Genomic DNA, 25503 nt, shown 5'->3' on the forward strand with positions numbered 1-25503 from the left:
GGGGCGCGAGCAGCATCGTCAACCGTGCCCGCGCTTGTGCATCTGCTTGTGCATGCGGCGCAGTGCCAGCCACACGACACCGGCCACCACGGGCACCAGCGCTCCCGTGAGCATGTCCGGGTTGACGGGCACGCCGAGGCTCTTCAAGCCCTTGCCCGCATAGCCGAGCAGGCCGACGACGTAGTACGAGATCGCCGCGACGGACAAGCCCTCGACCGCCTGCTGCAGCCGCAGCTGCTGGGCCGCGCGCCGGTCCATCGACTGCAGGATCTGGCGGTTCTGGTTTTCCTGCACGATCGACACGCGCGTGCGCAACAGGTCGTTGACGTTGGCGATGCGGCGCGCCAGCGCGTCCTGGCGGGCCGCCGTCGCCTCGCACGTGTTCATCGCCGGCGTCAGGCGGCGGTCCATGAATTCCTCCACGGTCGGCACGCCTTCGATGCGGACCTCGCGCAGTTCCTCGATGCGTGCCTTCACGAGGCGGTAATACGCCTTCGACGCGGAGAAGCGGTAGCCGTTGTCGAGCGAGAGCTTTTCCAGCTGCGCGGCCAGGCGCGTGATCTGCTGCAGCAGGTCCTGGTCGCCCGCGACGGCCTCGCCGGCGACCATGCGCTCCGCGAGCGTGGCCAGTTCGGCCTCGATGTCGTCCAGCGCGGCGGACACGGCGCGCGCGGCGGGCAGGCCCAGAAGCGCCATCATGCGGTACGTGTCGATCTCCAGCACGCGCTGCGCGAGGCGGCCCGCCTGCTGCGCGCGCATCTCGACGTCGCGCAGCACGAAGCGCGAAAAGCCGTCGGACTGGATCGCGAAATCCGTCCACACCTCGCCGCCCTGCATGACGCGCGAGCCGACCAGGTTGCTGCCCGCGAATCCGTCCTGCAGCGCCGCCGGATCGGCGGCGCCGCGCTCCAGCAGCACGTGCGCGGCGGACATCAGCCGGCCATGCAGGCCGATGATCCACGCCTGCGGCAGGTGCGCGAGCGGCATGCGCGCGAACGCGTCTGCCAGCGGCAATCCGGGCGCGATCTTTTCCGTGAACGTGTACGTCGCGAACTCCGTGTGGCATTCCCACTTGAGGCGGAAGCGGCCGAAGTCGTGATAGAAGTGGTTCGCCGTCACGTTCGGTGCCGCGACGCCGAAATGGCCGCACAGCGCGGCCAGCAGCGCGTGCTGGTTGGGACCGTGGGTGCTGCGCGACCCGGATTCGCTGGCGCGGTACACGGCCAGGTGGGTGATGGCTTCGGGCGCTTCCAGCCGGAGGAAGGGGCGCGAATGGATTTCCGCGGCCAGCGGAATGCGCTGGGCGTGGCTCAGGCTCGGGTAGGCGGTGGTCATGGTTCGGTTCATCGGCTGTCGGGGTCGTGCCGGGCTTCTGAGCGACCTGGCAATATTTCCATTGTACATGCGTATGCACGTCGCCGGGCAGCAGCCGCCATTCGTCGGTTCGACGTGCAATTTGGTCCGACCACTTGCAACATTATCCGGGCCAAACTAAGATGCGACCTTGGCAATCGCCTTCACATTTTCCTGGACTGCACACAATGAGAAAAACGCCCGCGCCACACGATGCGATTGCGACGGAACCGCGACTGTATCGCGTGGTATCGGGCCGGATCGAAGCGCTGATCCGGGAAGAGGACATCAAGCCGGGCGAGCGCCTGCCGGCCGAACGCGACCTCGCGGCGAAGCTGGGCGTGTCGCGCACGTCGCTGCGCGAGGCGCTGATCGCGCTGGAGCTGGGCGGCGTCGTCGAAGTGCGCGGCGGCTCCGGCGTGTACGTCAGCGAACAGGCGGCGCAGAAGTCGGCGCGGCCCGCCGCCGGCCCCGGTCCGTTCGAAGTGCTGGCCGCGCGCCGGATGGTGGAGGTCGAAGTGGCGGCCCTCGCCGCGAAAAATGCGACGCCGGCCGCCGTCGACGCGATCCTCGTCGCCGTCGAACAGATGGAGCAGAACCAGGACAACCGCGGCGAGAACGAGTCGGCCGACCGCGACTTCCACCTCGCGATTGCGCGCGCGGCCGGCAACAGCGCCCTCGTCGGCGTCATCGAATACCTGTGGAACCAGCGTGGCACCCTGTGGCACAAGCTGACGGAGCACTTCCAGACCGAGGAATTGCGCCAGCAGACCCTCCTCGACCACCGCGCCATCCTCACCGCGATCGCGTCGCAGGACGTGGCCGGGGCGCGCACGGCGATGCGGGCGCACCTCGACCGCGTCACGCGCACGTTCTCGCGCGGCTGAAGGGCGCAACGCCATGCCCATCTGGGTCGACGCCGACGCCTGCCCCGCCGTCGTCAAGGACATCCTGTTCCGCGTGGCCGACCGCGTGCAGATCGAGGTGACGCTCGTGGCGAACCAGTTGATCCGCGTGCCCGGCTCGCGCTTCATCCGGGCGCTGCAAGTCCCAAGCGGCGCGGACGCGGCCGATGCCGAAATCGTCGCGCGCGTACAGCCGGGCGACATCGTCGTGACGGCCGACATTCCCCTCGCTGCCCTCGTGCTCGACAAGGGCGGCCTCCCGCTGAACCCGCGCGGCGACTGGTTCACCAAGGACACCATCGCCCAGCAGCTGACCATGCGCGCGTTCATGGAAGAACTGCGCGGCAGCGGCGTCGACACGGGCGGCCCGGCCGCCTTCGGCCAGGCCGACCGCCAGCGGTTCGCCAACGCGCTCGACCGTGAGCTGGCCAAGCGCGCGCGGCGCGACCCGTCCTAAGCTCTTCCCTCATCCAAGCCGCATGGGGAGCAAAAATACAACACTTTTGCGTGTGCCGGACTCGTATAGACATTAAATCTGGTTTGTAATTAGTTGTAATTTGACCTTTGTGTCTGGGAATGGTCAGATCGACATGGTTGTGTTAAATGAAACACATCGCCTATTTATTTACCCAGGAGATTGCCAGTGAGTTCCAAGCCTCGCGTCAAACTGATCCGTAGTCCCCTCGTCGTCGCCGTCCAGCTCGCCCTCGCCTCCCTCGCCCTGCCAACCATGGCCACCGCCCAGGACGCGACCACGTCCACGACGACCGAAACCACCGCTACCGCCGCCCCCATGAACCGCGTCGAGATCACGGGCTCGCGCATCCGCCGCACGGACATGGAAACCCCGAGCCCGGTCCAGGTCATCACGGCCAAGGACTTGAAGGAATCCGGCTACACGTCCGTGTCTGAAGTGCTGCGCAACATCACCGCCAACGGCCAGGGCACCTTGTCGCAGGCGTTCCCCGGCGCGTTCGCCGTCGGCGCCTCGGGCATCTCGCTGCGCGGCCTGACGGTGGGTGCGACCCTCGTCCTCATCGACGGCCAGCGCATGGCCCCGTACGCGCTGTCGGACGACGGTCAGCGCAGCTTCGTCGACATCAGCCAGATCCCGATGGAGGCCGTCGAGCGCATCGACGTGCTGAAGGACGGCGCGTCGTCGATCTACGGTTCGGACGCCGTCGCGGGCGTCGTCAACGTGATCCTCAAGAAGCGCTACAACGGCGCCGAAGCGACGGCCGACGCCGGCGCGACCGGCCATGGCGACGGCCGGACCGCGCACGTCTCCGGCATCTACGGCTGGGGCGACCTGGACGCGGACGGCCACAACGCCTACCTCGCGCTCGAATACCGGCGCCAGGGCAAGATCCTCTCCTCCAGCCGCCATGGCCTGTTCACGAATACCGACTGGACAGCGTGGGGCGGCAAGAACCTCACGCGCGGCGTCCCGACGGCCGCCAACGGCTTCCAGCCCGCCAGCATCACGGGCTACCTGATCGACCCGGGCACGGGCGCCACGACCATGCTGCCGGGCTGCACGACGGCGCAATTCAACGCCGGCCAATGCGCCTACCGCGATCGCGACCTCGAGCTGCAGCCCACGACGAAGAACATCAACCTGCTCGGCTCGTTCGTGCAGAAGCTGGGCGGCGACTGGCAGCTGAACCTGAAGGGCTCGTATTTCCGCTCCGAGGCCGAGCAGCTGGCCCGCTACGCGAACACGCTCGGCACGAGCGGCCTGTCCGCGCTCGCGTACGGCCCCGGCATCCCGCCGCAGGCCACGCCGCCTGGCGCCCCCATCGTGATCACGGTGCCGGCCACCTACCCCGGCAACACGACGGGTACGCCGCAGATCCTGCAATACAACTTCCCCGAACTGGGCGGCAGCCGCACGGGCGTCAAGTCCGACACGTTCCGCCTCGGCGCCGACGTTGCCGGCACCATGGGGGCTTGGGACCTGACGGCGGCCGTGGGCGCATCGCAGAACACCGTGAAGCAGGAAATCACGAACGGCTTCAACATCCTGAACCTGCAGGCCGCGTTCAACGACCCCGTGCACCCTTACCTCGTCGGCCCGGCGGCCAGCGGCAACACGCAAGCCATGCGCGACGCCATCGTGCCGCTGCAGCATGCGAAGGCGACGGACAAGCTGCAGTTCGTGCGCTTCTCGGCCGGACGCGAACTGATGCCGCTGGCGGGCGGCTCGCTCGCGCTGAACCTCGGTGCCGAATACACGCACCGCGACCTCGACGCCGAGGCGCCGCCTTCCGTGGCCAACGGCACCCAGAGCGGCAACAACGCGTGGGCGATCGGCACGCAGAACATCGCCGCCGTATATGGCGAGATCGTGGCGCCCGTGCTGAAGAACCTGGAACTGGATGCATCCATCCGCCACGACAAGGTCATGACGATCGGCCAGGCCACCACGCCGAAGGCCGGCTTCAAATGGTCGCCCATCAGCCAGTTCACGCTGCGCGGCACGTACACGGAAGGCTTCCGTGCGCCGAACCCCGCGGAAGTCGGCAACACGGGTAACTATTTCTTCGCCAATACGCAGCCCGACCCCGTGCTGTGCGCGAACCCGGGCCCCGATCCGACGACGGTCCCGGGCAACTACCCGCAGCAGTGCAACGTGTCGATCGCGGGTGTGCAGGCCCCGGGCAAGGGCCTGAAGCCGGAACGGTCGCGCTCCTACACGCTCGGCACGATCATCGAGCCGACCCGCAACCTCAACGTGTCGATCGACTACTACCGCATCCGCATCAACAACCAGATCATCAGCGCGCTGAACGATCCGAACTACGATCCGACGCCCTTCCTCGTGCGCGGCACGCCGACGGCGCAGCCGTTCGTGAATCCGGACGGCTCGATCTCCACGCAGACGCCGGCCGTCGGCAACGCGCTGTTCGCACCGTACCCGTACGAGAACGCGCAGTACACGCAGACGAGCGGCATCGACCTGGACGCGCGCTTCACCTGGCCGTTCGCCGGTGGCAAGTTCAGCGCCGAGCTGACGGAGACGCACCTGCTCACGTACAAGCAGGGCACGGCCGGCGGCACCGCCGTCGAACTGGCGGGCACGCACGGCCCGTCCGGCGTGTCCGGCGACACCGGCAACCCGAAAGACCGCGCCCAGCTTAAACTCGGCTGGGACCAGGGCCCGCTGACCGTCTCGTCGACCGTGAACTGGATCGGCAGCTTCTCCGTCGTCGACCCGTCGTCGGCGTCGGCCGCCACGTGCGCGGACGCGATCTCGTTCGTGTACGCGAGCACGCCGCCGCAACAGTTCTGCAGCGTGCGCTCGTTCACGACCGTGGACCTGTTCGGCGAGTACCGCTTCTCGGACAAGCTGAGCCTGCACGCGTCGATCCTGAATCTGTTCGACAAGGAACCACCGCTCGACTTCCAGACCTATGGCAGCGCAGCGTCGACGTTCTATAACCCCGCGCTGCACCAGGCGGGTGCCGTCGGACGGTTCTTCAACGTGGGCTTGACCTACAAGTTCTGACGCCCCGACCGTGGATGTGGCCCGGGCCGCGCCCGCGGCCGCATCTGCACGGCGGCGCCGTCAGTCGTCGTCGCCGGTCCGGGAGTCTATCACCGGCATGAACGCCATGGTGTCACGGTCACGCTCGAACGCGGCGCCGGTGGGGGCATCGAGCAGGTCGATGAACGAATCGTCTTTCGACAGCACCGCGCCGACCGAGACATACGCCGCGTTATCGGCATCGTCCATGTACTCGTCCGACTCGTCGCCTGCCGTGAACCGCCAACCGCTGTCGTCGTCCCGGTCGGGCGCTTCGCGATACAGGTAGCCGACCTTCGCCCCGTCCCGTAGCACCCGTTGCGTCACGTAGCAGCGCTTGATGTAGCGCTCGACGAGGTTGTCTTCGCTGTCGTACCGCGTGTTGATGATGTGCCGGGCGTCGAACGCCACGTCGTCGCCAGCCTTCAAATCCTTGATCCACCGCGGCTGGTTGTCCAGGCGACCGAAGAAGCGCCCGTCGCCGTCGATGCGGTCGACAATGACCCACATCCGCTCCGCGCGCGGCGCTTCGGGGTCGCTCGACTCGAACACGAAGATCAGCTTGACGATGTCGCCCGGCCGCACGAGGGCAATCGCCTCACGGGGCGACTTGAAGAACGTGTACTTGTTTTGCGCGGCCACGTCGTCCGCGTTTTCCAGAGTCCAGGTGGGCATGGTTCAGGAGGCGTGCCGTTCCGGCGCCTTCGCGGCGATCATCGCCTGCAGTGCGCGCGAGCGGAGGAAAAAACCGGCCGATACGAGGTAGAAGATGGCGAGCCCGCCGAAGAGAACGGCAAAGGCCGGCCCCGTGCCTGCGCGCAGCGCGGAAACGATCATGAGTACGCCACCAAGGAAGTACAGGACACCGAGTGCGTAACGGGCGAAGCGGTAGCCGTTCAACAGCAACGCCAGCAATAGCGCCAGCACAAGCAAACGGACGATGCCCTGGACGGAAAAGGCGCCCATCGCCCAGGTCAGCAATTCGAGCGTGACACTCGTGCCGACGATCAGGCCGAGGCGACTCAGCGTTGAGATTTTCTTCATGAAGCAATTCTCGAGGTGGGTAATCGGCCGGCCAACGGGTTTCGTGTCGACCCGCATCGATCATACGGCGAAAATGCGGATGAAATCTCACGCATACTCACGCTGGCGTCGTGCGGCCGCGGGCCGGGTTACCGGTGTTACGACGAACTGGCGAAGTTCGTCGCAGACACGTCATAACCGCCGAGATCGGCCAACTGCTGCCGGTCGTGATAGTTCGTGACTTTTCCGGTTTGGTAACCTGGTAAGCTCAGCTAAACGGCCGAGATTGGCCGGAGCGAACGCAAGTCGGCCTAACCGACGAAGGGGCTGACTCTCTGCGGTCGCACCTGCGCAACCGTGCCGACCCGCTGACGAAGAACATGCGCCGATCGATTGACAACCAACTTCAGAACCCGATGAACCTGTGTCGTTACTTTGTCATGAGCGTCTTGATGGTCCTGGCTGCATCACACGCCATCGCCGCGGAATACAATGGCTTCGAGATCGATGAGTCCAGGGGAGGCCTGTCGCGCGAGGCGCGCGAGTCGCTGTTCAAGCAGATCGACATCATTGAATCCGCTGCTCTGCCTCGGGCGGTGCTCGACGCAATGAAACAGACCCCGATTATCGTGGACCCTGATTTGCGCGGCAATCCGGGCATATTTGCGGTGCGCGATGGCGTCGCGTCCGTGTATGTCCAGCCTATCGAATTCCCTCCGAACAAACCGATATTGCTGCACGAATTTCTGCACGCTTATCACTTCCGCGTGATACACCTGGACCGTCCCGAAATTCAGGAAGAGTTTCAACTAGTTAAGCATTCGAGCCTGTTTCCCGCCCGCTTTCAATCGTCGCATTTCCTCGAAAATGCAAAGGAATTCTTCGCAGTCACCGGCACCTTGTACTTGTTCGGGAATATTCAGCAGCCGCCGTTCGACTGTACGGCACTGGCGCGCCTGCGTCCTCAATACCTGAAATTCCTGGACAGCCAGTTTGGCCCGCCGCGTTGCCCTGGACTCGCGGACGCGGCGGTTGGCGATCGTGATCATTGATGAGCCTTGGGCGAAGCGTTGCATGATGGGTTAGCAGAATTTCTCGACGATCAGGCGCAGATCGATTCGTCCGATCGACTGCGAACATGCGTCGCATGGACGTCCCTCGGCAACGCCCGTCCAAGGTCTCGATCCGAACAACAAAACATGAAAACTATTTCAACTGCACTATTTGCATCGTTTTTTGCGATGACGACTTCCTGTTTCGCTGCAAATCCGAGTTCCTCCTGCTGAAGAATTGGTGCGTCCAGCGCGATTTGACTTCGCCATCATTGATGCTATGCAGGATTCGAAAGGACGAAGCCTTTTCTAAGTGACGCAATATGAAAGACTTGCGCCATGCATTTCGGCCCGAGGCGCCGCCCTGATAACGTCTATTCTTGCCAACAGAATAGCCGAGGGCATGAATGGAGATGACATTTGCGCTGCGCGGCAATTCTACGAGGCCCCTACTGGAAAGAAATTTACGGAGGCGTCGCTTATCGCAGTTCATCACGAACACCAAATAGAAATGGGAAAAGATATTCCAGCAATTTTGCCGGAGGAAGAAAGCGTTATCACCAAATTCGTGGCAAGTCCCATCCGACAAAAGATCGCGAACTCGATCACTGATCGGACTGCCGTGTTCGACGCAGCCAAGCGTGAAATTCTTCGCGCGCGGGCCAACCTGGAAGCTGTGCTGCGTATAGACCCGGCACGCCTGTCGATCAGCGACACGGCTTTCAGCGTGACCGATCCCGCACACCAGAACTAGCGCTATCGCCGCCCAACGGTATGCCGCTTTCCCCGCCACTGGCATCCAAAACCGACAAGACCGGCGCCCGTCCGCGCCTTAGCCTTGCAGGACCATGAAAACAATCAAGATCATCGATTCCCACACGGGCGGCGAACCGACCCGCCTCATCGTCGACGGCGGCCCCGACCTGGGCGACGGCCCGCTGTCCGCGCGCCTCGCGCGCATGCGCGACGCGCACGACCACGTCCGCACGGGCACCGTGTGCGAACCGCGCGGCTCCGACGTCCTGGTGGGCGCGCTGCTGTGCGAACCCCATGCGCCCGGATGCGCGGCGGGCGTCATCTTCTTCAACAACGTCGGTTACCTCGGCATGTGCGGCCACGGCACGATCGGCCTCGTCGTGTCGCTGGCGCATATGGGACGCATCGCGCCGGGCCGGCACCGCATCGACACACCCGTCGGCGTCGTGACGGCCGAGCTGCACGCGGACGGCACCGTCGGCGTCGACAACGTCCCGTCATTCCGGGCCCGCAAGGCCGTGACGGTCGACGTCGCCGGCCACGGTACGGTGACGGGCGACGTCGCCTGGGGCGGCAACTGGTTCTTCCTCGTCGAGGACCACGGCCTCGACGTCGTCCCGGCCAACATTGCGGCGCTGACGGCGTTCGCGGAAGCGGTCATGGCCGCCCTGCACGCGCAAGGCGTGACGGGCACGGGCGGCGCCCCCATCGACCACGTCGAACTGTTCGCGCCGTCCGCCACCGCCGACAGCCGCAATTTCGTCCTGTGTCCCGGCAAGGCGTACGACCGCTCGCCGTGCGGCACGGGCACGAGCGCAAAGCTCGCGTGCCTGGCCGCCGACGGCAAGCTGGCGGAAGGCGCCGCCTGGCGCCAGGAGAGCATCATCGGCAGCGTCTTCGAAGGCAGCTACCGGCGCGACGGCGACCGCGTCGTGCCGACGATCCGCGGCCGCGCATGGGTCAGTGCCACGTCGACGCTGCTGTTCGACGATGGCGACCCGTTCGCATGGGGCATCCCGACGGGCGGCTAGCCGGCCGCCTTGCGCATGTGCAGCCCGTAATCGGTCGGGCTCATGCCGACGTAGGACTTGAACTGGCGGCTGAACGCGCTGTGGTCCGTGTAGCCGCACTCGTACGCGATCTCCGCGATCCGCGCCTGCGGCTTCTGCTCGATGAGCGTGCGCGCGGCCGCCAGCCGGCACTGCACGAGGAACTGGCGCGGCGAATGCTGGAACACCTTCTGGAACAACCGTTCCACCCGCGACAGCGACAGCCCCGCCTCTTCCGCCAGCGCCTTGAGCGACACGTTCTGCTGGTAGTTCTCGCTGATGTGTTGCGCGATGCGCGCGATCTGGCGGTAGGCGGGATGCAGTTCGTCGAGCAGGCCCAGGTCCTGCGACGTGCCGATCAGGCCGACGACGGCGCCATCCTTGCCGAACAACGGCATCTTCTTCGTGATGCACCATCCGCGGCTGCGGCCCGGATAGATGTGCAGTTCCAGCTGCTTGTCGATGGGCGCGCCCTGGTCGATCACCTTGCGGTCCTGCGCGAGGTAGGTTTCGGCCAGCGCGCGAGGGAACAGCTCCAGCGCCGTTTTCCCCAGCACGTCGCGCTTGTGCCGAACTCCGCAACGCCGCACCATCGTGCGGTTGATGCTGAGGTAGCGGCCCTCGCGATCCTTGACGAAAAACGCGATGTCGTCCAGCGCGTCGAACACGGCCTCCACGGCCTCAATACCAATGGCTTCAATGGCCCGCACAGTCGTAGCGTCGATCATGTCTCCTCCTGGCGCCAATATAGGCGCGTCGCGCCGGCATGGCAAACGGGAACCCGGCGTTGTGCCGATTTCGGCGTGTCGACGCATCACCAGGCGCAAGACCCGGCGCCCGTTCCGGCCTACCATGGACGCTTTCAATCGCCCCCGAACCAAAGGAGACAAACAGCATGTGGAAAGGTGTTCTTCCGGCCGTCACGACGAAATTCAGGGAAGACGGCTCGCTCGACCATGACGAGATGCGCCGCTGCTTCCAGATCCAGATGGATGCCGGCGTCGATGGCCTCGTCGCCTGCGGTTCGCTCGGCGAAGGACCGATGCTGTCGCACGACGAGCGCATCGCCGTCCTCAAGCTCTGCAAGGAAGCCAGCGGCACGAAGCCCGCGCTGCTGACGGTGGCCGAGGCGGCGACGCGCGACGCGTGCACGCTGGCGCGCAAGGCCAGGGAGGCCGGGGCGGACGGCCTGATGGTCGTGCCGAGCACGATCTATCACACGGACCCGCGCGAGACCGTCGCCACGCTGAAGGCGATCGCCGCTGCCGGCGACCTGCCGATCATGATCTACTCGAACCGCCTTGCCTACCGCGTCGACGTGACGGTCGAGATCATGGCGGAGCTGGCCGATGATCCTCGCTTCGTCGCCGTGAAGGAATCGTCGGACGATATCCGCCGCGGCACGGAGATCATCAACCGCTTCGGCGACCGCTTCGACCTGCTGACGGGCGTCGACAACCTTGCGTTCGAAGCCCTCACGGCCGGCGCGACGGGCTGGGTGGCCGGCCTGTGCCTCGCGTTCCCGCACGAGACGGTGGCAATCTGGCGCCTCGTCCAGGCGAAGCGCTACGACGAGGCGCTGCGCATCTACCGCTGGTTCCGGCCGCTGCTCGACCTGGACGTGTCCACGTACCTCGTCCAGAACATCAAGCTGGCGGAAGCGCTCGCCTTCGGTTCCAACGAGCGCGTGCGCGCGCCCCGGCTGCCGCTCGCGGGCGAGCGGCGCGAGCAGGTCGAACGGACGATCCGCGCCGCCATCGCCTGCCGGCCGTCGCTCCCCGCGCTGCCGTGATGCATCCGGACGTCATCGTCGTCGGTGCCGGCATCGTGGGCGCGGCCTGCGCGGCAGAGTTGCAGGCGTCGGGCCGCAAGGTGCTGCTGGTGGATGCGCGCCACCCCGGCGCGGGCGTCACGTCGGCCGGCATGGGCCACCTCGTCGCCCTCGACGAGACGGACGACGAACTCGATCTGTGCCTGCTGTCGCTGGCACGCTGGGACGAATACCTGTCGACGCGGGGCCGCGAGGCGGAACACGTCCGCTGCGGTACGTTGTGGGTGGCGGAGGACGAGGCGCAGATGGCCCATGCGCTGGCGCGCGCGGAGCGCCTGGGCCGGCGCGGCTGGGACGCGCAAGCGCTGTCGGGCGCGGAACTGGCGCGCACCGAACCCTCGCTGCGCCCCGGCCTCGCGGGCGGCGTGCGCGTCGCGCGCGACGGCGTCGTGTATCCGCCCGCCGTCGCGCGCGACCTGGCCGAACGCCTTGTCGCACTGGGTGGACGCTCGCTGTTCGGCGCGGACGTCGCCAGCGTCGCGCCGGGGTCCGTCACGCTGGCGACGGGCGAGCTTATCGCCGCGGGCGACGTCGTCGTCGCGACGGGTACGCACGTCCCCCGCCTGCTGCCCGGCACGCCCGTCTTCCCGCGCAAGGGGCACCTCGCCATCACGGCCCGCTATCCGCGCCGCCTGTCGCACCAGGTCGTGAGCATGGGCTACGGCCAGACGGAGGCCGGCAGCGACGCCCTCGCCGTCGCCGCCAATGTCCAGCCGCGCATCACGGGCCAGTGGCTGGTCGGCTCGTGCCGCCAGGACGGCATCGTCGATCATGACATCGACCCGCGCGTGCTCGCGCACGTGCTGCGCACCGCGATCGCGCTGCTGCCCTGCCTCGCCGACATGACGATCATCCGCAGCTGGACGGGACTGCGGCCGGCGACGCGCGATGGCCGGCCTCTGATCGGACGCCATCCGGCGCTGGACCGCCTGTGGCTCGCATGCGGCCACGAAGGCCTCGGCGTGACCACGGCGTTCGGGACGGCGCAACTGCTCGCCGACCTGATGCAAGGCCGCACGCCCGCCATCGACGCCGCACCGTATTCCCCCGCGAGGTTCGCGCATGAACACGCGTGACACGACCTGCCGCGTGACCATCGATGGCACCGCGGTCGACGTGCCATCCGGTGCCAGCGTCGTCGCGGCGCTCGTCAGCGCCGGCTCGATGTGCACGCGCCGCGCCGTGACGGGCAAGCCGCGCTTCGCGTTCTGCGGCATCGGACAGTGCCAGGAATGCCGCGTGACGATCGACGGCCGCGCCCATCGACTCGCCTGCCGCACCGTGTGCGCGCCGGGCATGAACATCGAGACGGGAGGCGACTGGTGACACGAGACGCTTTGCTGCACATCGTCGGCAGCGGCCCTGCGGGCCTGGCCGCCGCGCATGCCGCGCTGGACGCCGGCGCCGCCGTGTGCCTCATCGACGACAACCACGCGCCCGGCGGCCAGATCTGGCGCGGCGGGCCTGGTCGATGGACCGATGCCCGCGCGACGCGCATGTGGACCGCGCTGCACGATCATCCGCGCTTCACGCACCTGGCGGGCACCCAGGTCATCGGCTGCGCCGACGCGAACACCTTGCTGGTGGAAGCGGCGGACGGCGGCGCGACCATCCCCTTCCAACGCCTGCTGCTCTGTACCGGCGCGCGCGAACTGAGCCTGCCATTCCCCGGCTGGACGCTGCCCGGTGTTACGGGGGCAGGCGGTCTGCAGGCGCTGATCAAGGGCGGCATGCCCGTGCGTGATCGCACAGTCGTCGTCGCCGGCACGGGCCCGCTGCTGCTGGCCACGGCGGCGACCGCGCTGCAGGCCGGTGCGCGCGTGGCGGCCATCGTCGAGCACCAGCCCTGGTCGCGACTCGGCGGCTTCGGGCTCGCGCTGCTGGCCCGGCACAAAGCCAAGTTCGCGCAGGCCGTCTCGCTGTTCGCGGCATTGCGCACCGTGCCATACGTAACGGGCGCGCGCATCGTCGCGGCGGCCGGTGACGATATACTGCGCGGCGTGACCGTCACAGTACAAGGCAGAGAAACGCACTATGCCTGCGACTTCCTGGGCGCAGGCTTCGGCCTCGTGCCCAACACGGACCTCGGGCGCGCACTCGGATGCGCGACGGCAGACGGCGCCATCCTCGTCGACGCGATGCAAAAGACGAGCCGCGCAAACGTGTGGGCCGCCGGCGAATGCACGGGCATCGGCGGCGTGGACAAGGCTGTCGCGGAAGGCCGGCGCGCGGCCCTCGCTGCGCTGGGCCTGCATCCGGCCGCGCGCGACGCACCGGCGCTGCGCGCGGCACACGCGTTCGCCGGACTGCTCGCGCGTACCTTTGCGCCGAACGACGCGCTGAAGACGATGTACCGGCCCGACACGATCGTGTGCCGCTGCGAGGACGTCACGGCAGCGCAGCTGCTGCCCCATCGCGACTGGCGCGAAGCGAAGCTCGCGACGCGCGTCGGCATGGGCCCGTGCCAGGGCAAGACGTGCGGCCCGGCGTGCGCCTTCCTGTTCGGATGGACGCCGCCCGACAGCCGCATACCCATCCTGCCCGCCAGCGCGCGGGCGCTATCGAGTATCGAATGACACAAGGAGAACCATGACCATCGGAGGAACGGACAAGCAGGCGGCCCTCGCCGCGCTGACGGACATGACGGCAGGCGCCGTCCCCATCGCACGGGCCGAATACCGGTCGCGCATCGCGCGCGCACAGGGCGCGATGGCGGCGACCGGCATCGCCGCGCTGTATCTGAACGCGGGCAGCAATCTCACCTACTTCACCGGCACCAGGTGGCATCCGAGCGAACGCATGGTCGGCGCCGTGCTGCCGGCGGCGGGCGACCTGGTGTACATCGCGCCCGCGTTCGAGGAAGCCACGATCCGCGGCTTCATGGGCGTGGAAGGCGACGTCGCGTGCTGGGACGAGCACGAGAACCCTGCGCTGCGGCTGCGCAACGTGCTCGAAGAGATGGGCATCGCCGCGAACGACGCGGCCACGCCCGTGCTCGCGATCGACGACAGCACGCCGCTGTTCCTGTTCGATGCCATCCGCGCCGCGACGGAAGGTTATGCGCTGCAGAACGCGCACGCCGTGACGTCGTTGTGCCGCAGCCGCAAGTCCGACGCGGAGATCGCCCTGATCCAGCGCGCCATGGACATGACCCTCGCCGTGCACAAGGCGGCGGCAGCCATCCTCCACGAAGGCATCACGACGACGGAGGTGCAGGAATTCATCCACCTCGCGCACCGCCGGGTCGGGGCGAGCGGATCGTACTTCTGCATCGTGCTGTTCGGCGGGGCGACCGCGTATCCGCACGGCGTGAACTACGTGCAGACCTTGAAGCGCGGCGACATGGTGCTGATCGACACGGGCTGCAAGGTCCACGACTACATCTCCGACATCACCCGCACCTATGTGTTCGGCGAACCGACGGCACGCCAGCGCTTCGTGTGGAACGCGGAACAGGCGGCGCAGCGCGCTGCGTTCGATGCGGCCAAGGTCGGCGTGCCGTGCGAGGACGTGGACAAGGCCGCGCGCCGCTCGCTCGAGGCAAACGGCTTCGGGCCCGGCTACAAACTCCCTGGCCTGCCGCACCGGACGGGCCACGGCATCGGCCTCGACATCCATGAAGGCCCCTACCTCGTCGGCGGCGAACGGCGCCCGCTCGAACCCGGCATGTGCTTCTCGAACGAGCCGATGATCTGCGTGCCGGGCGAATTCGGCGTCCGCCTGGAAGACCATTTCTACATGACGGCGGCGGGACCGGCGTGGTTCACGCAGCCGGCGGCGAGCCTGGACGACCCGTTCGGGGCGGGATGACTTCGCGCAGGAACGCGTCCGTCGCATCGACCGTAGGTGCCAGCCACGGGTCGAACAGCCAGAAACTGTGCGGCGTGTCCGGCACGAGCACCACGCGGTGCGGCACGCCCAGCGCCCGCAGGCGGTCGACCATCGCGTCGCGCCCCACGCTGAAGCGGCGCTGCGCGCTGCCGATGAACAGCACGGGCGGCGTGTCCGGGCCCACGTGGAACAGCGGCGACGCGTCGCGCCACAGCGCCGTCTCCTCCGCATAACGCCCGCCGAACCAGGCGCCAGCCGACGACGGCTGCTTCGCCGGATCGTCCTCGTATCTGCGCGCTTCTTCCGACGTGAAGTCCGACAGGCCGTCGATGTTGACGATCGCCTGCACGGCGCTGGACACGGCACCGGGCCCGCCATCCGGATCGAAGCGGCCTTCCCCGTTCGTGACGCCCGTGAGCGCGGCGATCTGCCCGCCGGCCGAGCCGCCCGCGATGACGATGCGGTCGCCGTCGATGCCGTACGCGCCCGCATGCGCGCGCACCCAGCGCACGGCCGCCTTGGCGTCGTGGATCGCCGCCGGATACGGTGCTTCTCCCGCCAGCCGATAGCTGATCGTGACGGCCGCGTAGCCCCGCTCCGCCATCCGGATCGCCATCGGCGCGAAATTCGCGCGCACGCCGGCGCGCCAGCCGCCGCCGTGCACGAACACGATGGCGGGCCGCGGCGCCGTGGCGGCGGCCGCGGGGAGGTACAGGTCCAATTGCAGGTCGTGGCCCGCGCGGCGCACATACGTGACGTTCGTGATCGCGCGCACGGTGGGCGGCACGGCGCGGCTCGCGATGCGGATGAACGGATACGCGGGCGCCAGCTTCGCGTAGGTCGTCTCCGCCGTATAGCTTTCCGGCGCGGGGGCCGGCGGTGCCGGCGACCGTGCGGCGCAGGCGGCCAGTGCCAGCGTTGCAGCCAGCGCGCACATCATTGCGCGTCCCGATCCGTCCATGCTGCGCCCTCCTGCGCGTCCATCGTCCGGGCGAGTATGCCACGGAACAACATATCGCGGCTAGTCCGCCTTGCCAAAGTGGCCAGACCAACCTAGAATGGTCCGACCAGATATAGAACGGCCCGGCCACAGGCACGAGGACCGTCACTCCGAACAACGATTGGAGACTACGTTGCAACCGCCAACCAGACTGCTTGCCATGCTGGCCGCTCTCGCGTGCCTGGCCGTTCCCGCGCACGCGGACGGCACCTATCGCAACCCCGACAACAAGAACGCGAACGACGCGGCCGAGGGCACGTATCCCGTCCCGTACAAGAAGCCCGTCGTGGCCGAGATCGCGGCGGCGCTGCAGCGCATCCGCGGCTACGTCGACGTCCAGACCCCGACGCGCATCGTGCACAAGGCCAGCGGCGCGCCCGTCACGGATTTCCGCACGCCGGTCGCCGACGCCGTCGTCGAGGAAGGCGATGCCGGCTTCGGCCTGCAGGCGTACGAGATGGGCGTGGTGCACGCGGGCCTCATCAAGGCGGCCGCCGTCACGGGCGACAAGAGCTACACGGCGCTGACCGCGCGCCACCTGCAGTTCTTCGCCGACCGCCTGCCCTATTTCCGCGCGCAGGAACAGCGTTTCCGCCTCGAGCGCGCGAACAGTTTCGCCCACTTCCTCGACCCGCGCGCCCTCGACGACGCCGGTTCGATGTGCGCCGCGATGATGCGTGCGCGCAGCACGGGCATCGGCCCGGACCTCGCAAGCCAGATCCGCGTGTGCGGCGACTGGGTCGCGAAGCGCCAGTTCCGCCTGCCCGACGGCACGCTCGCGCGCCAGCGCCCGCAGGCGATGTCGCTGTGGGCGGACGATATGTACATGGGGATTCCCGCGCTGGCCGAACTGGGGCGCATGACGGGCGAGCGCGCGTACTTCGACGACGCCGTCAGGAACGTGCTGCAGATGACGGGCTACCTGTTCGATCCGCAGGCGAATCTGTACACGCACGGCTGGAACGCAAGCAATCCGGACGCGCCCCGCTTCTACTGGGGCCGCGCGAACGGCTGGGCCGTGCTCGCGATGTCCGACCTGCTCGACGTGCTGCCCAGGGACCATCCCGGCTATCCGCAAGTGCTGGCGCAGTTGAAGAAGACGCTGCGCGGTGTCGCCGAACGCCAGTCCGGCGCGGGGCTGTGGCACCAGATGGTCGACCGCGACGATTCCTACCTCGAGACGTCGGCCAGCGCCATGTTCGTCTACGCGATCGCGCACGCCGTCAACGAGGGCTGGATCAGTCCGACGACGTACGGCTCGATCGCGCAGGCCGGGTGGAACGCGCTGTCCGCCCGCATCGACGCGCAGGGCCGCGTGGAAGGCACGTGCGTGGGCACGACGTTCGCGAGCGACCAGGTCTATTACTACAACCGTCCCACCAGTACCACCGCAATGCACGGCTATGGCCCGATGCTGCTGGCCGGCGCCGAGATGATCCGCCTGCTGAACAACCCGGCGATCGACATCCAGTACCGCGTCCGCACGTACCACTACGTGCCGAAGGACGGCGGGCAGACCAGCTACCGCGAACACCTCTGACCACGTCACGATGAAAGCCCCGACCATGCAAGCGAACTTCCTGTTCTGCGCCGCAGGCGCCCTGCTGGCCGCGCACGCCGTTGCGGCCGACCGATTGACCGTCACGGCGAGCCACGACCTCGACGCGGCGCGCCCGTCCGAGACGATCGTGGTGCCGTGGCGGGACGTGAATGCCGCGCTGCCCGGCGCGCTGATCCAGCACCTCGTCGTGAAGGACGCCGCGGGCCACGTGCTCCCGTACCAGGTGACGAATGTCGCGCCGCTCGCGAAGGACCCGCAGGGCGTGGGCGCCGCGTACGGCGAACTCCTGTTCCAGCACGACTTCGCGCCGGGAGAACGGACGGCGACGTTCGTCGTCGAAAAAAGCGATGCGCTGACGCCGCCGTTCGCACCGAAGGCATTCGCGCGCTACGTGCCGGAACGCCTGGACGACTTCGCGTGGGAGAACGACGTCATCGGCCACCGCACGTACGGCCCCGCGCTCGCCGCGCCCGCGCCACCCGGCAGCGGCAAGGAAGTGCTGGAGACGAGCGGCCTCGATATCTGGTTCAAGCGCGTGGACTATCCCGTCGTCGACCGCTGGTACAACAAGGGCCACGACCACTACCACAAGGACGAAGGCGAAGGCATGGACATGTACAACGTCGGCCGCTCGCGCGGGGCCGGCGGCACGGGCGTATGGGACGGCGGGCACCTCGCCATCAGCGGCAACTACGCGACGTGGAAGGTGCTCGCGAACGGCCCCGTGCGCACCGTGTTCGAGCTCACGTACGACGCATGGGATGCGGCGGGGACGAAGGTCGAGGAAGTGAAGCGTTTCACCGTGGACGCGGGTCACCAGCTCGACCAGGTCGACAGCACGTTCACGTTCGCGGGGCCGGCGGCGCTCACGGTGGCCGTGGGCCTGAACAAGACGCCCGCGGACAAGAAGCAGGCGGCCCGTGTCGCGCTCGTGCGCGACGCGGTGAACCACGCGCTGCTGCAGTGGGTCGAGCAGGCGACGAACGGCGCGTTCGGCACGGCCATCGTGCTGCCGCCAGCGACGGGATATGCGGACGATGCGCTGAACGACCTCGTGCTGGCCAGGGTCGAATCGGGCCGGCCGCTGCGCTATTGGGTGGGCGCCGCCTGGGATCGCGCCGGCCGCATCACGTCGAAGGCCGCGTGGCAGGCGTACGTGGCGGCGGAAGCGCGCCGCATCGCGCATCCCGTCCGGATCACGGTCATGCCGGCCCCGCACTGAGCGTGCGCCCCTCGCGCCCTGTCGATTTCCCAACACATAATTCACTATAACCGGCCCGACCACATTGATCTTGTGGTCAAACCAATTTAGAATGGTCCGACCAGTCAGGATCCCGAGCGTCTGAAGAGGATCCCTACCTAGCCAGGCACCGTTTAGCAGGAAGCATCCATCGGCGCCGCCTCCCCGGGGCGCCGACACGTCATCGAAAACAACAGGAGACAGCTTCATGAACCACCCCCGCAGCACGCAGCCCCGCCCCACGTCCCGCCGCTTCGTCATGTCGTCGATCGCCCTCGCGGTCCTCGCGCTCGCCCAGCAGGCCCAGGCCCAGCAGGCCGACGCGCCGATCCAGCGCGTGGAAGTCACGGGCTCCAGCATCAAGCGCCTCGCCGCCGAGGAAGCCCTGCCCGTCACGACGATCAAGGCCGAAGAACTGGTCAAGCAAGGCATGACGACGCTGGCCGACGTGATGATGGCGCTGCCGCAATCGGCATCGCTGCAGCCGTCGAACGCGGGGTCCGGCACGAACATCAACCTGCGCGGCCTGGGCGTGAACCGCACCCTCGTGCTGCTGAACGGCCGCCGCCTCGCCAACGAGGCCATCGCCGACGGCTACGCGAACCTCGACACGATCCCGTTCAGCGCCCTGCAGCGCGTGGAAATCCTGCGCGACGGCGCGTCGTCGATCTACGGCTCGGACGCCATCGGCGGCGTCGTCAACTTCATCACGAAGCGCGAGGTCACGGGCGGCAACTTCACCGTGCAGGTCGTGGAGCCGCAGCGCCACGGCGGCGGCGACGAGAAGCGCCTGCAGGCCACGTTCGGCAAGGGCAGCCTGGAGCGGGACGGCTGGAACGTCTACGGCACCGTCGACTTCCACCAGCGCAGCCGCCTGCTGCTGTCGGACCGCGCCGGCTTCGTCCCGGACGCGGCTGCGCTGGCGGCGATCGGCCTGCCGCCGAGCGCCGCCAGCGGCGGCTATGCGACGCCCGCCAACTTCACGAGCTCCGCCAACAAGAACGCGGCGAACCCGTACTACGCGAGCGGCTGCCTGGCCCCGTACTCGATCCAGGGCGCGAAGAGCACCTGCGTGCTGGACAACGACACGTACGGCACGGCGCTGTACCCGAACAAGCAGCTGTCGATGTACGCGAAGGCGACGAAGAAGATCGACGCCGACAACACCGTCACCCTCGAATACACGCGCGGCGACGAATCGATCTTCGCGTCCAAGAACCCGACGCAGGCCCTCGCCGTCGGCAACGCGAAACCGATCCTGCCGGCGACGAGCAAGTGGTATCCGGGCAAGAGCGGCGGCGTACCGGCCGTTGCCGGCATCACGAACCAGCCGCTGACCGTCTCCTGGGCCGTCGCCGACTTCGGCCCGGCCGTCACCCGCGACAACCAGATCAACCAGCGCCTGCTGCTGTCGGCCGACGGCCATCTCGGCAACTGGGACTACAAGGCCGGCATGAGCTACGGCCTGTCGCTGCGCAAGGGCTACTACAAGTCCGGCTATTTCTCGGGCATCGGCTTGATCAACGGCCTCGCGAACGGCATGTTGAATCCGTTCGGCCTGCAGGACCAGGCGGGCCGCGACTACCTCGAATCGATCGCCGCCGATGGCATGCAGAACCGCAGCTCGAAGAGCGCCTACTACGGCGTCGACGCCACGATCAGCCGCTCGCTGATGGCGCTGGCCGGCGGCGACCTCGCATTCGCGCTGGGCGCCGACCTGCACCGCGACACCAACGAAGACACCAAGCTCGCGCAAGCCGCCGACATCACGTACGCGAAGAGCGTGCCCGCCCACGGCGAAAGCGCGCGCAACGTGGCCGGCATCTACACGGAGATCGACGCCCCCGTCACCAAGACGCTGGACCTGAACGCCGCCCTGCGCGTCGACAAGTACAGCGACGTGGGCTCGACCGTCACGCCGAAGGTCAGCTTCCGCTGGCAGCCGACGAAGACGATCCTGTTCCGCGGCTCCGCCAACACGGGCTTCCGCGCGCCCACGCTGTTCGACCGCTACGGCTACCGCACGACGGTCGCCAACACGACGACGGCCGGCCGCTGGGACGACCCGGTGCTGTGCCCGGGCCCCACGCCAGCGATTCCCGGCACCGGCACGGCCGTCGCCGGCTTCAACGCGGCCGACGTCTGCAACGCGAAGCTGAACAAGCTGACGGGCTCGAACAACACCCTGCAACCGGAGCGCTCGAAGGGCGGCACGTTGGGCGTCGTGTTCGAACCGGCACGCACCTTCACGGCGTCGCTCGACTACTGGCAGGTCAACATGAAGGACATGCTGGCCAACCTGCCGGAGAACGTCTACTTCACGAACTACGCCGACTACAAGAACCTGTTCGTGCGTAACCCGGACAACTCGCTCGCGTACATCAACAACACGACGATGAACCTGGGCGGCCAGATCGCGGCCGGCGTCGACGTGTCGGCCAACTGGGACATCGCGCGCACCCGCTACGGCCAGTTCGCCGCCGCCATCGACGGCACCTACCTGACCCGATTCGACAACCAGCTCGTGCCGGGCGGCCCGTGGATGTCGAACGTCGGCCAGTTCGGCTGGGCCAGCAACGGCACGACGTCCAGCTTCCCGATCATCACGTTCCGCTGGAAGCACAACCTGCGCCTGACGTGGCAGAGCGGCGATTACTCGGCCCAGCTGACGAACAACTTCAACAGCACCTACCGCGACGCCAACACGGCCGTCACGTCGCAGTACTACCGCGACATCCCGTCTTACTCGACGTGGAACCTGACCGGTTCCGTGCGCGTGCAGAACCAGCTGCGCGTCACGCTCGGCGTCACGAACCTGTTCGACAAGGCCCCGCCGATCACCAACAACACGATCTACAGCAACGGCTACCTGAGCAGCGTCGCGAATCCGATCGGCCGCACGATGAACGTGCGCATCAGCTACGACTTCGACTGAACGCGCCCACACCGAAAGGACCACGATGCCATTCCAAAGTACCACGCTGGCCGCACTGGCCGCGCTCGTCCTGGCCGGCCACGCCGGCGCGGCCGACGCGCCCATCCGCGTCATCCTCGTCGGCGATTCGACGATGGCCACCAAGAGCGGCTACGGCGACGCCCTGTGCGCGCGCTTCACGCGGGACGTCACCTGCGTGAACCTCGCGCGGGGCGGCCGCAGCTCGGGCAGCTTCCGCGCCGAGGGCCGCTGGGACGAGGTCGAGCGCATGCTGAAGGACGGCGCCGGCTTCAAGGCCACGTACGTCCTCGTGCAGTTCGGCCACAACGACCAACCGGGCAAGCCGGGCCGCTCGACGGACCTCGTCACCCAGTTCCCCGCCAACATGACGCGCTATGCGCAGGAGACGCGGACGTTGGGCGGCGTGCCCGTGCTCGTCACGCCGCTCACGCGGCGCACGTTCAAGGGCGCCTATCTCGCGGACGACCTGGGGCCATGGGCCGCGGCAACGCGCCGCGTCGCCGCGCAGGAACACGCCGCGCTGCTGGACCTGAACCGCGACAGTGCCGCCGCCGTCCAGGCGATGGGCCAGGACGAGGCGGATACGCTGGCCGTCGTGCCCCGTCCGCCGGGGTACGGCCAGCCCGCGGATCCGAACAAGGTCGAACCCGCGGGCGCCGCCAAGTCGGCGTTCGACCGCACGCACCTGGGCGCCAAGGGTGCGGACTTCTTCGCGCACATGGTCGAACGGGAGCTCGTGGCGGCGCGCCCCGAAACGGCTGCCTATTTCAAGGACGGGGGCAAGCCTTGACACGCACCGCCCTGCTCGCGTGCGCGCTCGCGGCTGCGCACGCGCATGCGCAGGACGGGCGCGCCGTGCGCGAGCCCGTCCTGCCGCCCGCCTGCGCCGTCCTGACCGGCGCCGCGTCGACGTCCGGACGCGACGACGCCGCGCGCATCCAGGCCGCCATCGACAAATGCGCGCCCGGCCACGCCGTCGTGCTCGCGGCCAGCAACGACGGCCGCAACTTCGTGTCCGGCCCGTTACGGCTGCGCGACGGCGTCACCCTGCTCGTCGATAGGGGGGCCACGCTGTACGCCAGCACGGACCCGCGCCTGTTCGACCGGGGCGCGGGCACCTGCGGCACGAACGATGCGTCGGGCCGCGGCTGCCGCCCGTTCATCACGCTCGACGGCGTGCGCGGCGCCGGCATCATGGGCGGCGGCACGATCGACGGCCAGGGCGGACAGGCGATTCTCGGCAAGACGGAGACGTGGTGGCAGATCGCGCGCCGCGCGCAAAAGGAGAAGACCCGGCAGAACGTGCCGCGCCTGATCCAGGCCGACAACGCGCGCGACGTGACGCTGTACCGCATCCGCCTCGTGAACTCCCCGAACTTCCACGTCACGCTGAACGGCGTCGACGGCTTCACGGCGTGGGGCGTCACCATCGACACCCCGCACGACGCGCGCAATACCGACGGCATCGATCCGATCTCGTCGCGCAACGTCACCATCGCGCACAGCGTCATCGGCACGGGTGACGACAACGTCGCCATCAAGGCGGGCGGCGCGGGGCCGACGGAAAACGTCTCCATCGTGCACAACCTCTTTTACAGCGGCCACGGCATGTCGATCGGCAGCGAGACGAACGGCGGCGTGCACGACGTGCTCGTCGACGACCTGACGATGGACGGTACGACGGCTGGCCTGCGCATCAAGAGCAACGACATGCGCGGCGGCCGTGTGGACGGCATCGTCTATCGCGACGTATGCCTGCGCGACATCCGTTCCCCCATCGAGGTCACCACGCATTACGAACAGCCGGCGCAGCCCGGCAACCTCGTCCCCGACTATGCGGGGATCCGTATGGAGCGCGTGCGCAGCACGACGCCGGGCCGGATCCTGCTGCAGGGCTATGACGACGCGCATCCGCTCGCGCTGGCGTTGCAGGACGTGGCCATCGCTCCGGCATCCGACGTGAAGCAGGAGCATGCGCGCGTGGCGGGCGCCTTCGACGTGCGCGACGCCCGCGCCGACTGTGCGGCGCGCTTCCTGCCGTTCCCGGAGCGGACCGCCCGCGATCCTCGCCCGCAACTGACCGCCGCGCAGGCCCGCGCCTACGATTACCGCGAGGTGCTGAAGTACGTCGGCCCCGTCGGCAACGAAAGGATCGAACCTTGGGACCCGCTGGCCGACCCGCTCGCGTCGAAGGCACCGCTGCACGCCGACTACACGGTCGACGCGCACGCACCGCCTGACGGCGCGTCCCGTTTCGCGACCGTGCAGGAGGCCGTCGACCAGGCCGTGGCGGCCGGCGGCACGCGGCGCGTCGTCATCCGCATCGCGCCCGGCACGTATGAGGAACTCGTGTACCTGCCGCCCGGTGCCCCGCCGATCACGCTGGACGGCGCGGGCGACGCCCCGGGCGCCGTGCGCATCCGCGCGGCGCTGGATGCCTCGACGGCGGGCGCGGCGTACCGCTCGCGCTACGCCGCGCAGTTCGAGCACGCGCCCGCGTCCGTGCGCGCGATGTACAACGCACTGAAAGACCTGCCCGCGCTGCAGACGACGGGCTCCGCCACCGTGTGGGTACGCGCGGACGGCTTCCAGGCCCGCAACCTGACGATCGAGAACGCGTACAACCGCGCCGCCACCGCGCCACGCGCGGAGTGCAGCGGCGACAACTGCCCCGACACGACGGGCGGCAGCCGCGTGCACCACCAGGCCGTCGCGCTGCGCGTGGACGGCGCGGACAAGGCGCAGTTCGAGCGCGTGCGCCTCCTCGGCCTGCAGGACACGCTGTTCCTCCACTCGACCGACGGCAGCGCGACGGGGCGCAGCTTCTTCCATGACACGCACGTCGAGGGCGACGTCGACTTCATCTTCGGCGACACGATCGCCGTCTTCAAGGAGTGCGATATCCATGCGATCGGCGGCCGCTCCGCCTCGTACGTGGCCGCGCCGGACACGAACCGCCATGCGAAATATGGCTTCGTGTTCGACGGCTGCCGGTTCACGAGCGACCTGCCTGCCACCGCCGGCACCCGCTACTATTTCGCGCGCCAGTGGTTCCACAACGAACGCTGCACGCCGTACGGCTTCGTTCCCGTCGACGGCTACGCCTGCAAGCTGGGCGACGTGGACGTGTACGAGGCGCCGCGCGGCACGATCCGCAAGCGCACTCTGGAAGCGGTCGGCAAGGTCGTGATCCTCCGTTCGCGCATCGGCCCGTATTTTGACAAGACGGCGCCGTGGTCCGAATGGAACCGCAACGGCACCCTGGCGCACCGCCCGGCGCAGTTCAGCTCCGACGACTATTGGGACAATCTTGCGGACACCCCGTTCGATCCCGCCACGGCGCTGGGCGACGGCCGGCGCCCCGTTCCGGCCGACATCTACCTCGGCGAATACGAGAACATCCAGGAATAACGGAGACAC

The 25503-nt window shown here is 68.0% G+C and carries 21 protein-coding genes; 16 read left to right on the forward strand and 5 right to left on the reverse strand.

Annotated features, from left to right (window positions below; all coding sequences use genetic code 11):
- Nucleotides 1–18: 18 nt before the first annotated feature.
- A complete protein-coding gene (locus tag HAV22_RS00490; RefSeq protein ID WP_166856308.1) occupies nt 19–1335 on the reverse strand; it encodes a DUF3422 family protein in 1317 nt (438 codons plus the stop codon).
- A 206-nt stretch (nt 1336–1541) separates the two neighbouring features.
- Between HAV22_RS00490 and HAV22_RS00495 the strand changes: the two genes are divergently transcribed.
- From HAV22_RS00495 to HAV22_RS00505, 3 genes are all read left to right on the forward strand, one after another.
- Nucleotides 1542–2240, forward strand: a complete 699-nt coding sequence (locus HAV22_RS00495) for a FadR/GntR family transcriptional regulator (RefSeq protein WP_166855419.1) — start codon at nt 1542–1544, stop codon at nt 2238–2240.
- Nucleotides 2241–2253: 13 nt separating this feature from the next.
- Nucleotides 2254–2715 (forward strand): YaiI/YqxD family protein, encoded by a 462-nt coding sequence (locus HAV22_RS00500; protein ID WP_166855421.1) that lies wholly within the window; start codon nt 2254–2256, stop codon nt 2713–2715.
- A 186-nt stretch (nt 2716–2901) separates the two neighbouring features.
- Complete coding sequence (locus HAV22_RS00505; RefSeq protein ID WP_166855423.1) at nt 2902–5766, forward strand: TonB-dependent receptor; 2865 nt, start codon at nt 2902–2904, stop codon at nt 5764–5766.
- Between the two features lie 60 nt (nt 5767–5826).
- On the opposite strand, the gene HAV22_RS00510 is transcribed toward HAV22_RS00505, so the two are convergent.
- Complete coding sequence (locus tag HAV22_RS00510) at nt 5827–6459, reverse strand: immunity protein Imm33 domain-containing protein (RefSeq protein WP_166855425.1); 633 nt, start codon at nt 6457–6459, stop codon at nt 5827–5829.
- Nucleotides 6460–6462: 3 nt separating this feature from the next.
- Nucleotides 6463–6828 carry a hypothetical protein gene (locus HAV22_RS00515; protein WP_166855426.1) on the reverse strand — a complete coding sequence of 122 codons (366 nt, stop codon included), beginning with the start codon at nt 6826–6828 and terminating at the stop codon, nt 6463–6465.
- Nucleotides 6829–7187: 359 nt separating this feature from the next.
- On the opposite strand from HAV22_RS00515, the gene HAV22_RS00520 reads away from it, so the two are divergent.
- The 3 genes from HAV22_RS00520 (at nt 7188) to HAV22_RS00530 (ending at nt 9646) form a co-directional block, all read left to right on the forward strand.
- Entirely contained in the window at nt 7188–7859 is a 672-nt protein-coding gene (locus HAV22_RS00520; protein ID WP_166855428.1) for a hypothetical protein, read from the forward strand.
- A 403-nt stretch (nt 7860–8262) separates the two neighbouring features.
- Entirely contained in the window at nt 8263–8613 is a 351-nt protein-coding gene (locus tag HAV22_RS00525; RefSeq protein ID WP_166855431.1) for a hypothetical protein, read from the forward strand.
- 94 nt (nt 8614–8707) lie between these two features.
- On the forward strand, nt 8708–9646 hold the full coding sequence (locus HAV22_RS00530) for a 4-hydroxyproline epimerase (RefSeq protein ID WP_166855433.1): 939 nt from the start codon (nt 8708–8710) through the stop codon (nt 9644–9646).
- Here the strand turns inward: HAV22_RS00530 and HAV22_RS00535 are convergent.
- Nucleotides 9643–10392, reverse strand: a complete 750-nt coding sequence (locus HAV22_RS00535; protein WP_208295998.1) for an AraC family transcriptional regulator — start codon at nt 10390–10392, stop codon at nt 9643–9645. The two genes, HAV22_RS00530 and HAV22_RS00535, sit on opposite strands and share 4 nt — an antisense overlap.
- Before the next feature lie 167 nt (nt 10393–10559).
- Here HAV22_RS00535 and HAV22_RS00540 point away from each other — a divergent pair, with 167 nt between their 5' ends.
- From HAV22_RS00540 to HAV22_RS00560, 5 genes are read left to right on the forward strand one after another with little or no spacing between them, the layout of a single operon-like run.
- Nucleotides 10560–11456, forward strand: coding sequence for a dihydrodipicolinate synthase family protein (locus HAV22_RS00540; RefSeq protein ID WP_166855435.1), 897 nt, complete (start codon nt 10560–10562; stop codon nt 11454–11456).
- Nucleotides 11456–12571, forward strand: a complete 1116-nt coding sequence (locus tag HAV22_RS00545) for an NAD(P)/FAD-dependent oxidoreductase (protein ID WP_166856311.1) — start codon at nt 11456–11458, stop codon at nt 12569–12571. Before HAV22_RS00540 ends, HAV22_RS00545 begins: the two co-directional genes overlap by 1 nt.
- Nucleotides 12558–12821, forward strand: a complete 264-nt coding sequence (locus tag HAV22_RS00550; RefSeq protein WP_166855437.1) for a 2Fe-2S iron-sulfur cluster-binding protein — start codon at nt 12558–12560, stop codon at nt 12819–12821. The genes HAV22_RS00545 and HAV22_RS00550 overlap by 14 nt, the downstream gene beginning before the upstream one ends.
- Entirely contained in the window at nt 12818–14071 is a 1254-nt protein-coding gene (locus HAV22_RS00555) for an FAD/NAD(P)-dependent oxidoreductase (RefSeq protein ID WP_166855439.1), read from the forward strand. Before HAV22_RS00550 ends, HAV22_RS00555 begins: the two co-directional genes overlap by 4 nt.
- A 13-nt stretch (nt 14072–14084) precedes the next feature.
- Nucleotides 14085–15305: a M24 family metallopeptidase gene (locus tag HAV22_RS00560; protein WP_166855441.1), complete on the forward strand. Its 1221-nt coding sequence runs from the start codon at nt 14085–14087 to the stop codon at nt 15303–15305.
- Here HAV22_RS00560 and HAV22_RS00565 read toward each other — a convergent pair.
- On the reverse strand, nt 15259–16287 hold the full coding sequence (locus HAV22_RS00565) for an alpha/beta hydrolase (RefSeq protein ID WP_229420991.1): 1029 nt from the start codon (nt 16285–16287) through the stop codon (nt 15259–15261). The genes HAV22_RS00560 and HAV22_RS00565 overlap by 47 nt on opposite strands.
- Nucleotides 16288–16459: 172 nt before the next feature.
- On the opposite strand from HAV22_RS00565, the gene HAV22_RS00570 reads away from it, so the two are divergent.
- From HAV22_RS00570 to HAV22_RS00590, 5 genes are all read left to right on the forward strand, one after another.
- Nucleotides 16460–17866 carry a glycoside hydrolase family 88/105 protein gene (locus tag HAV22_RS00570; RefSeq protein ID WP_229420992.1) on the forward strand — a complete coding sequence of 469 codons (1407 nt, stop codon included), beginning with the start codon at nt 16460–16462 and terminating at the stop codon, nt 17864–17866.
- A gap of 10 nt (nt 17867–17876) precedes the next feature.
- Nucleotides 17877–19109, forward strand: a complete 1233-nt coding sequence (locus HAV22_RS00575; protein WP_229420993.1) for a DUF4861 family protein — start codon at nt 17877–17879, stop codon at nt 19107–19109.
- 226 nt (nt 19110–19335) lie between these two features.
- Nucleotides 19336–22062: a TonB-dependent receptor gene (locus tag HAV22_RS00580; protein WP_166855443.1), complete on the forward strand. Its 2727-nt coding sequence runs from the start codon at nt 19336–19338 to the stop codon at nt 22060–22062.
- Nucleotides 22063–22087: 25 nt separating this feature from the next.
- Complete coding sequence (locus HAV22_RS00585) at nt 22088–22873, forward strand: rhamnogalacturonan acetylesterase (RefSeq protein WP_166855445.1); 786 nt, start codon at nt 22088–22090, stop codon at nt 22871–22873.
- Nucleotides 22870–25494: a pectinesterase family protein gene (locus HAV22_RS00590; protein ID WP_166855447.1), complete on the forward strand. Its 2625-nt coding sequence runs from the start codon at nt 22870–22872 to the stop codon at nt 25492–25494. Before HAV22_RS00585 ends, HAV22_RS00590 begins: the two co-directional genes overlap by 4 nt.
- Nucleotides 25495–25503 lie beyond the last annotated feature (9 nt).

It is taken from the genome of Telluria antibiotica (genome assembly GCF_011682055.1).
Lineage (GTDB): Bacteria > Pseudomonadota > Gammaproteobacteria > Burkholderiales > Burkholderiaceae_D > Telluria > Telluria antibiotica.

Bases quoted from the DNA above. Each gene is read 5' to 3' on its own strand.
- HAV22_RS00565 (WP_229420991.1), bottom strand. From the start codon at position 16,287: ATGGACGGATCGGGACGCGCAATGATGTGCGCGCTGGCTGCAACGCTG.
- HAV22_RS00490 (WP_166856308.1), bottom strand. From the start codon at position 1,335: ATGACCACCGCCTACCCGAGCCTGAGCCACGCCCAGCGCATTCCGCTG.
- HAV22_RS00585 (WP_166855445.1), top strand. From the start codon at position 22,088: ATGCCATTCCAAAGTACCACGCTGGCCGCACTGGCCGCGCTCGTCCTG.
- HAV22_RS00550 (WP_166855437.1), top strand. From the start codon at position 12,558: ATGAACACGCGTGACACGACCTGCCGCGTGACCATCGATGGCACCGCG.
- HAV22_RS00575 (WP_229420993.1), top strand. From the start codon at position 17,877: ATGAAAGCCCCGACCATGCAAGCGAACTTCCTGTTCTGCGCCGCAGGC.
- HAV22_RS00495 (WP_166855419.1), top strand. From the start codon at position 1,542: ATGAGAAAAACGCCCGCGCCACACGATGCGATTGCGACGGAACCGCGA.
- HAV22_RS00515 (WP_166855426.1), bottom strand. From the start codon at position 6,828: ATGAAGAAAATCTCAACGCTGAGTCGCCTCGGCCTGATCGTCGGCACG.
- HAV22_RS00510 (WP_166855425.1), bottom strand. From the start codon at position 6,459: ATGCCCACCTGGACTCTGGAAAACGCGGACGACGTGGCCGCGCAAAAC.
- HAV22_RS00530 (WP_166855433.1), top strand. From the start codon at position 8,708: ATGAAAACAATCAAGATCATCGATTCCCACACGGGCGGCGAACCGACC.
- HAV22_RS00545 (WP_166856311.1), top strand. From the start codon at position 11,456: ATGCATCCGGACGTCATCGTCGTCGGTGCCGGCATCGTGGGCGCGGCC.
- HAV22_RS00580 (WP_166855443.1), top strand. From the start codon at position 19,336: ATGAACCACCCCCGCAGCACGCAGCCCCGCCCCACGTCCCGCCGCTTC.
- HAV22_RS00525 (WP_166855431.1), top strand. From the start codon at position 8,263: ATGAATGGAGATGACATTTGCGCTGCGCGGCAATTCTACGAGGCCCCT.
- HAV22_RS00535 (WP_208295998.1), bottom strand. From the start codon at position 10,392: ATGATCGACGCTACGACTGTGCGGGCCATTGAAGCCATTGGTATTGAG.
- HAV22_RS00500 (WP_166855421.1), top strand. From the start codon at position 2,254: ATGCCCATCTGGGTCGACGCCGACGCCTGCCCCGCCGTCGTCAAGGAC.
- HAV22_RS00560 (WP_166855441.1), top strand. From the start codon at position 14,085: ATGACCATCGGAGGAACGGACAAGCAGGCGGCCCTCGCCGCGCTGACG.
- HAV22_RS00520 (WP_166855428.1), top strand. From the start codon at position 7,188: ATGCGCCGATCGATTGACAACCAACTTCAGAACCCGATGAACCTGTGT.
- HAV22_RS00540 (WP_166855435.1), top strand. From the start codon at position 10,560: ATGTGGAAAGGTGTTCTTCCGGCCGTCACGACGAAATTCAGGGAAGAC.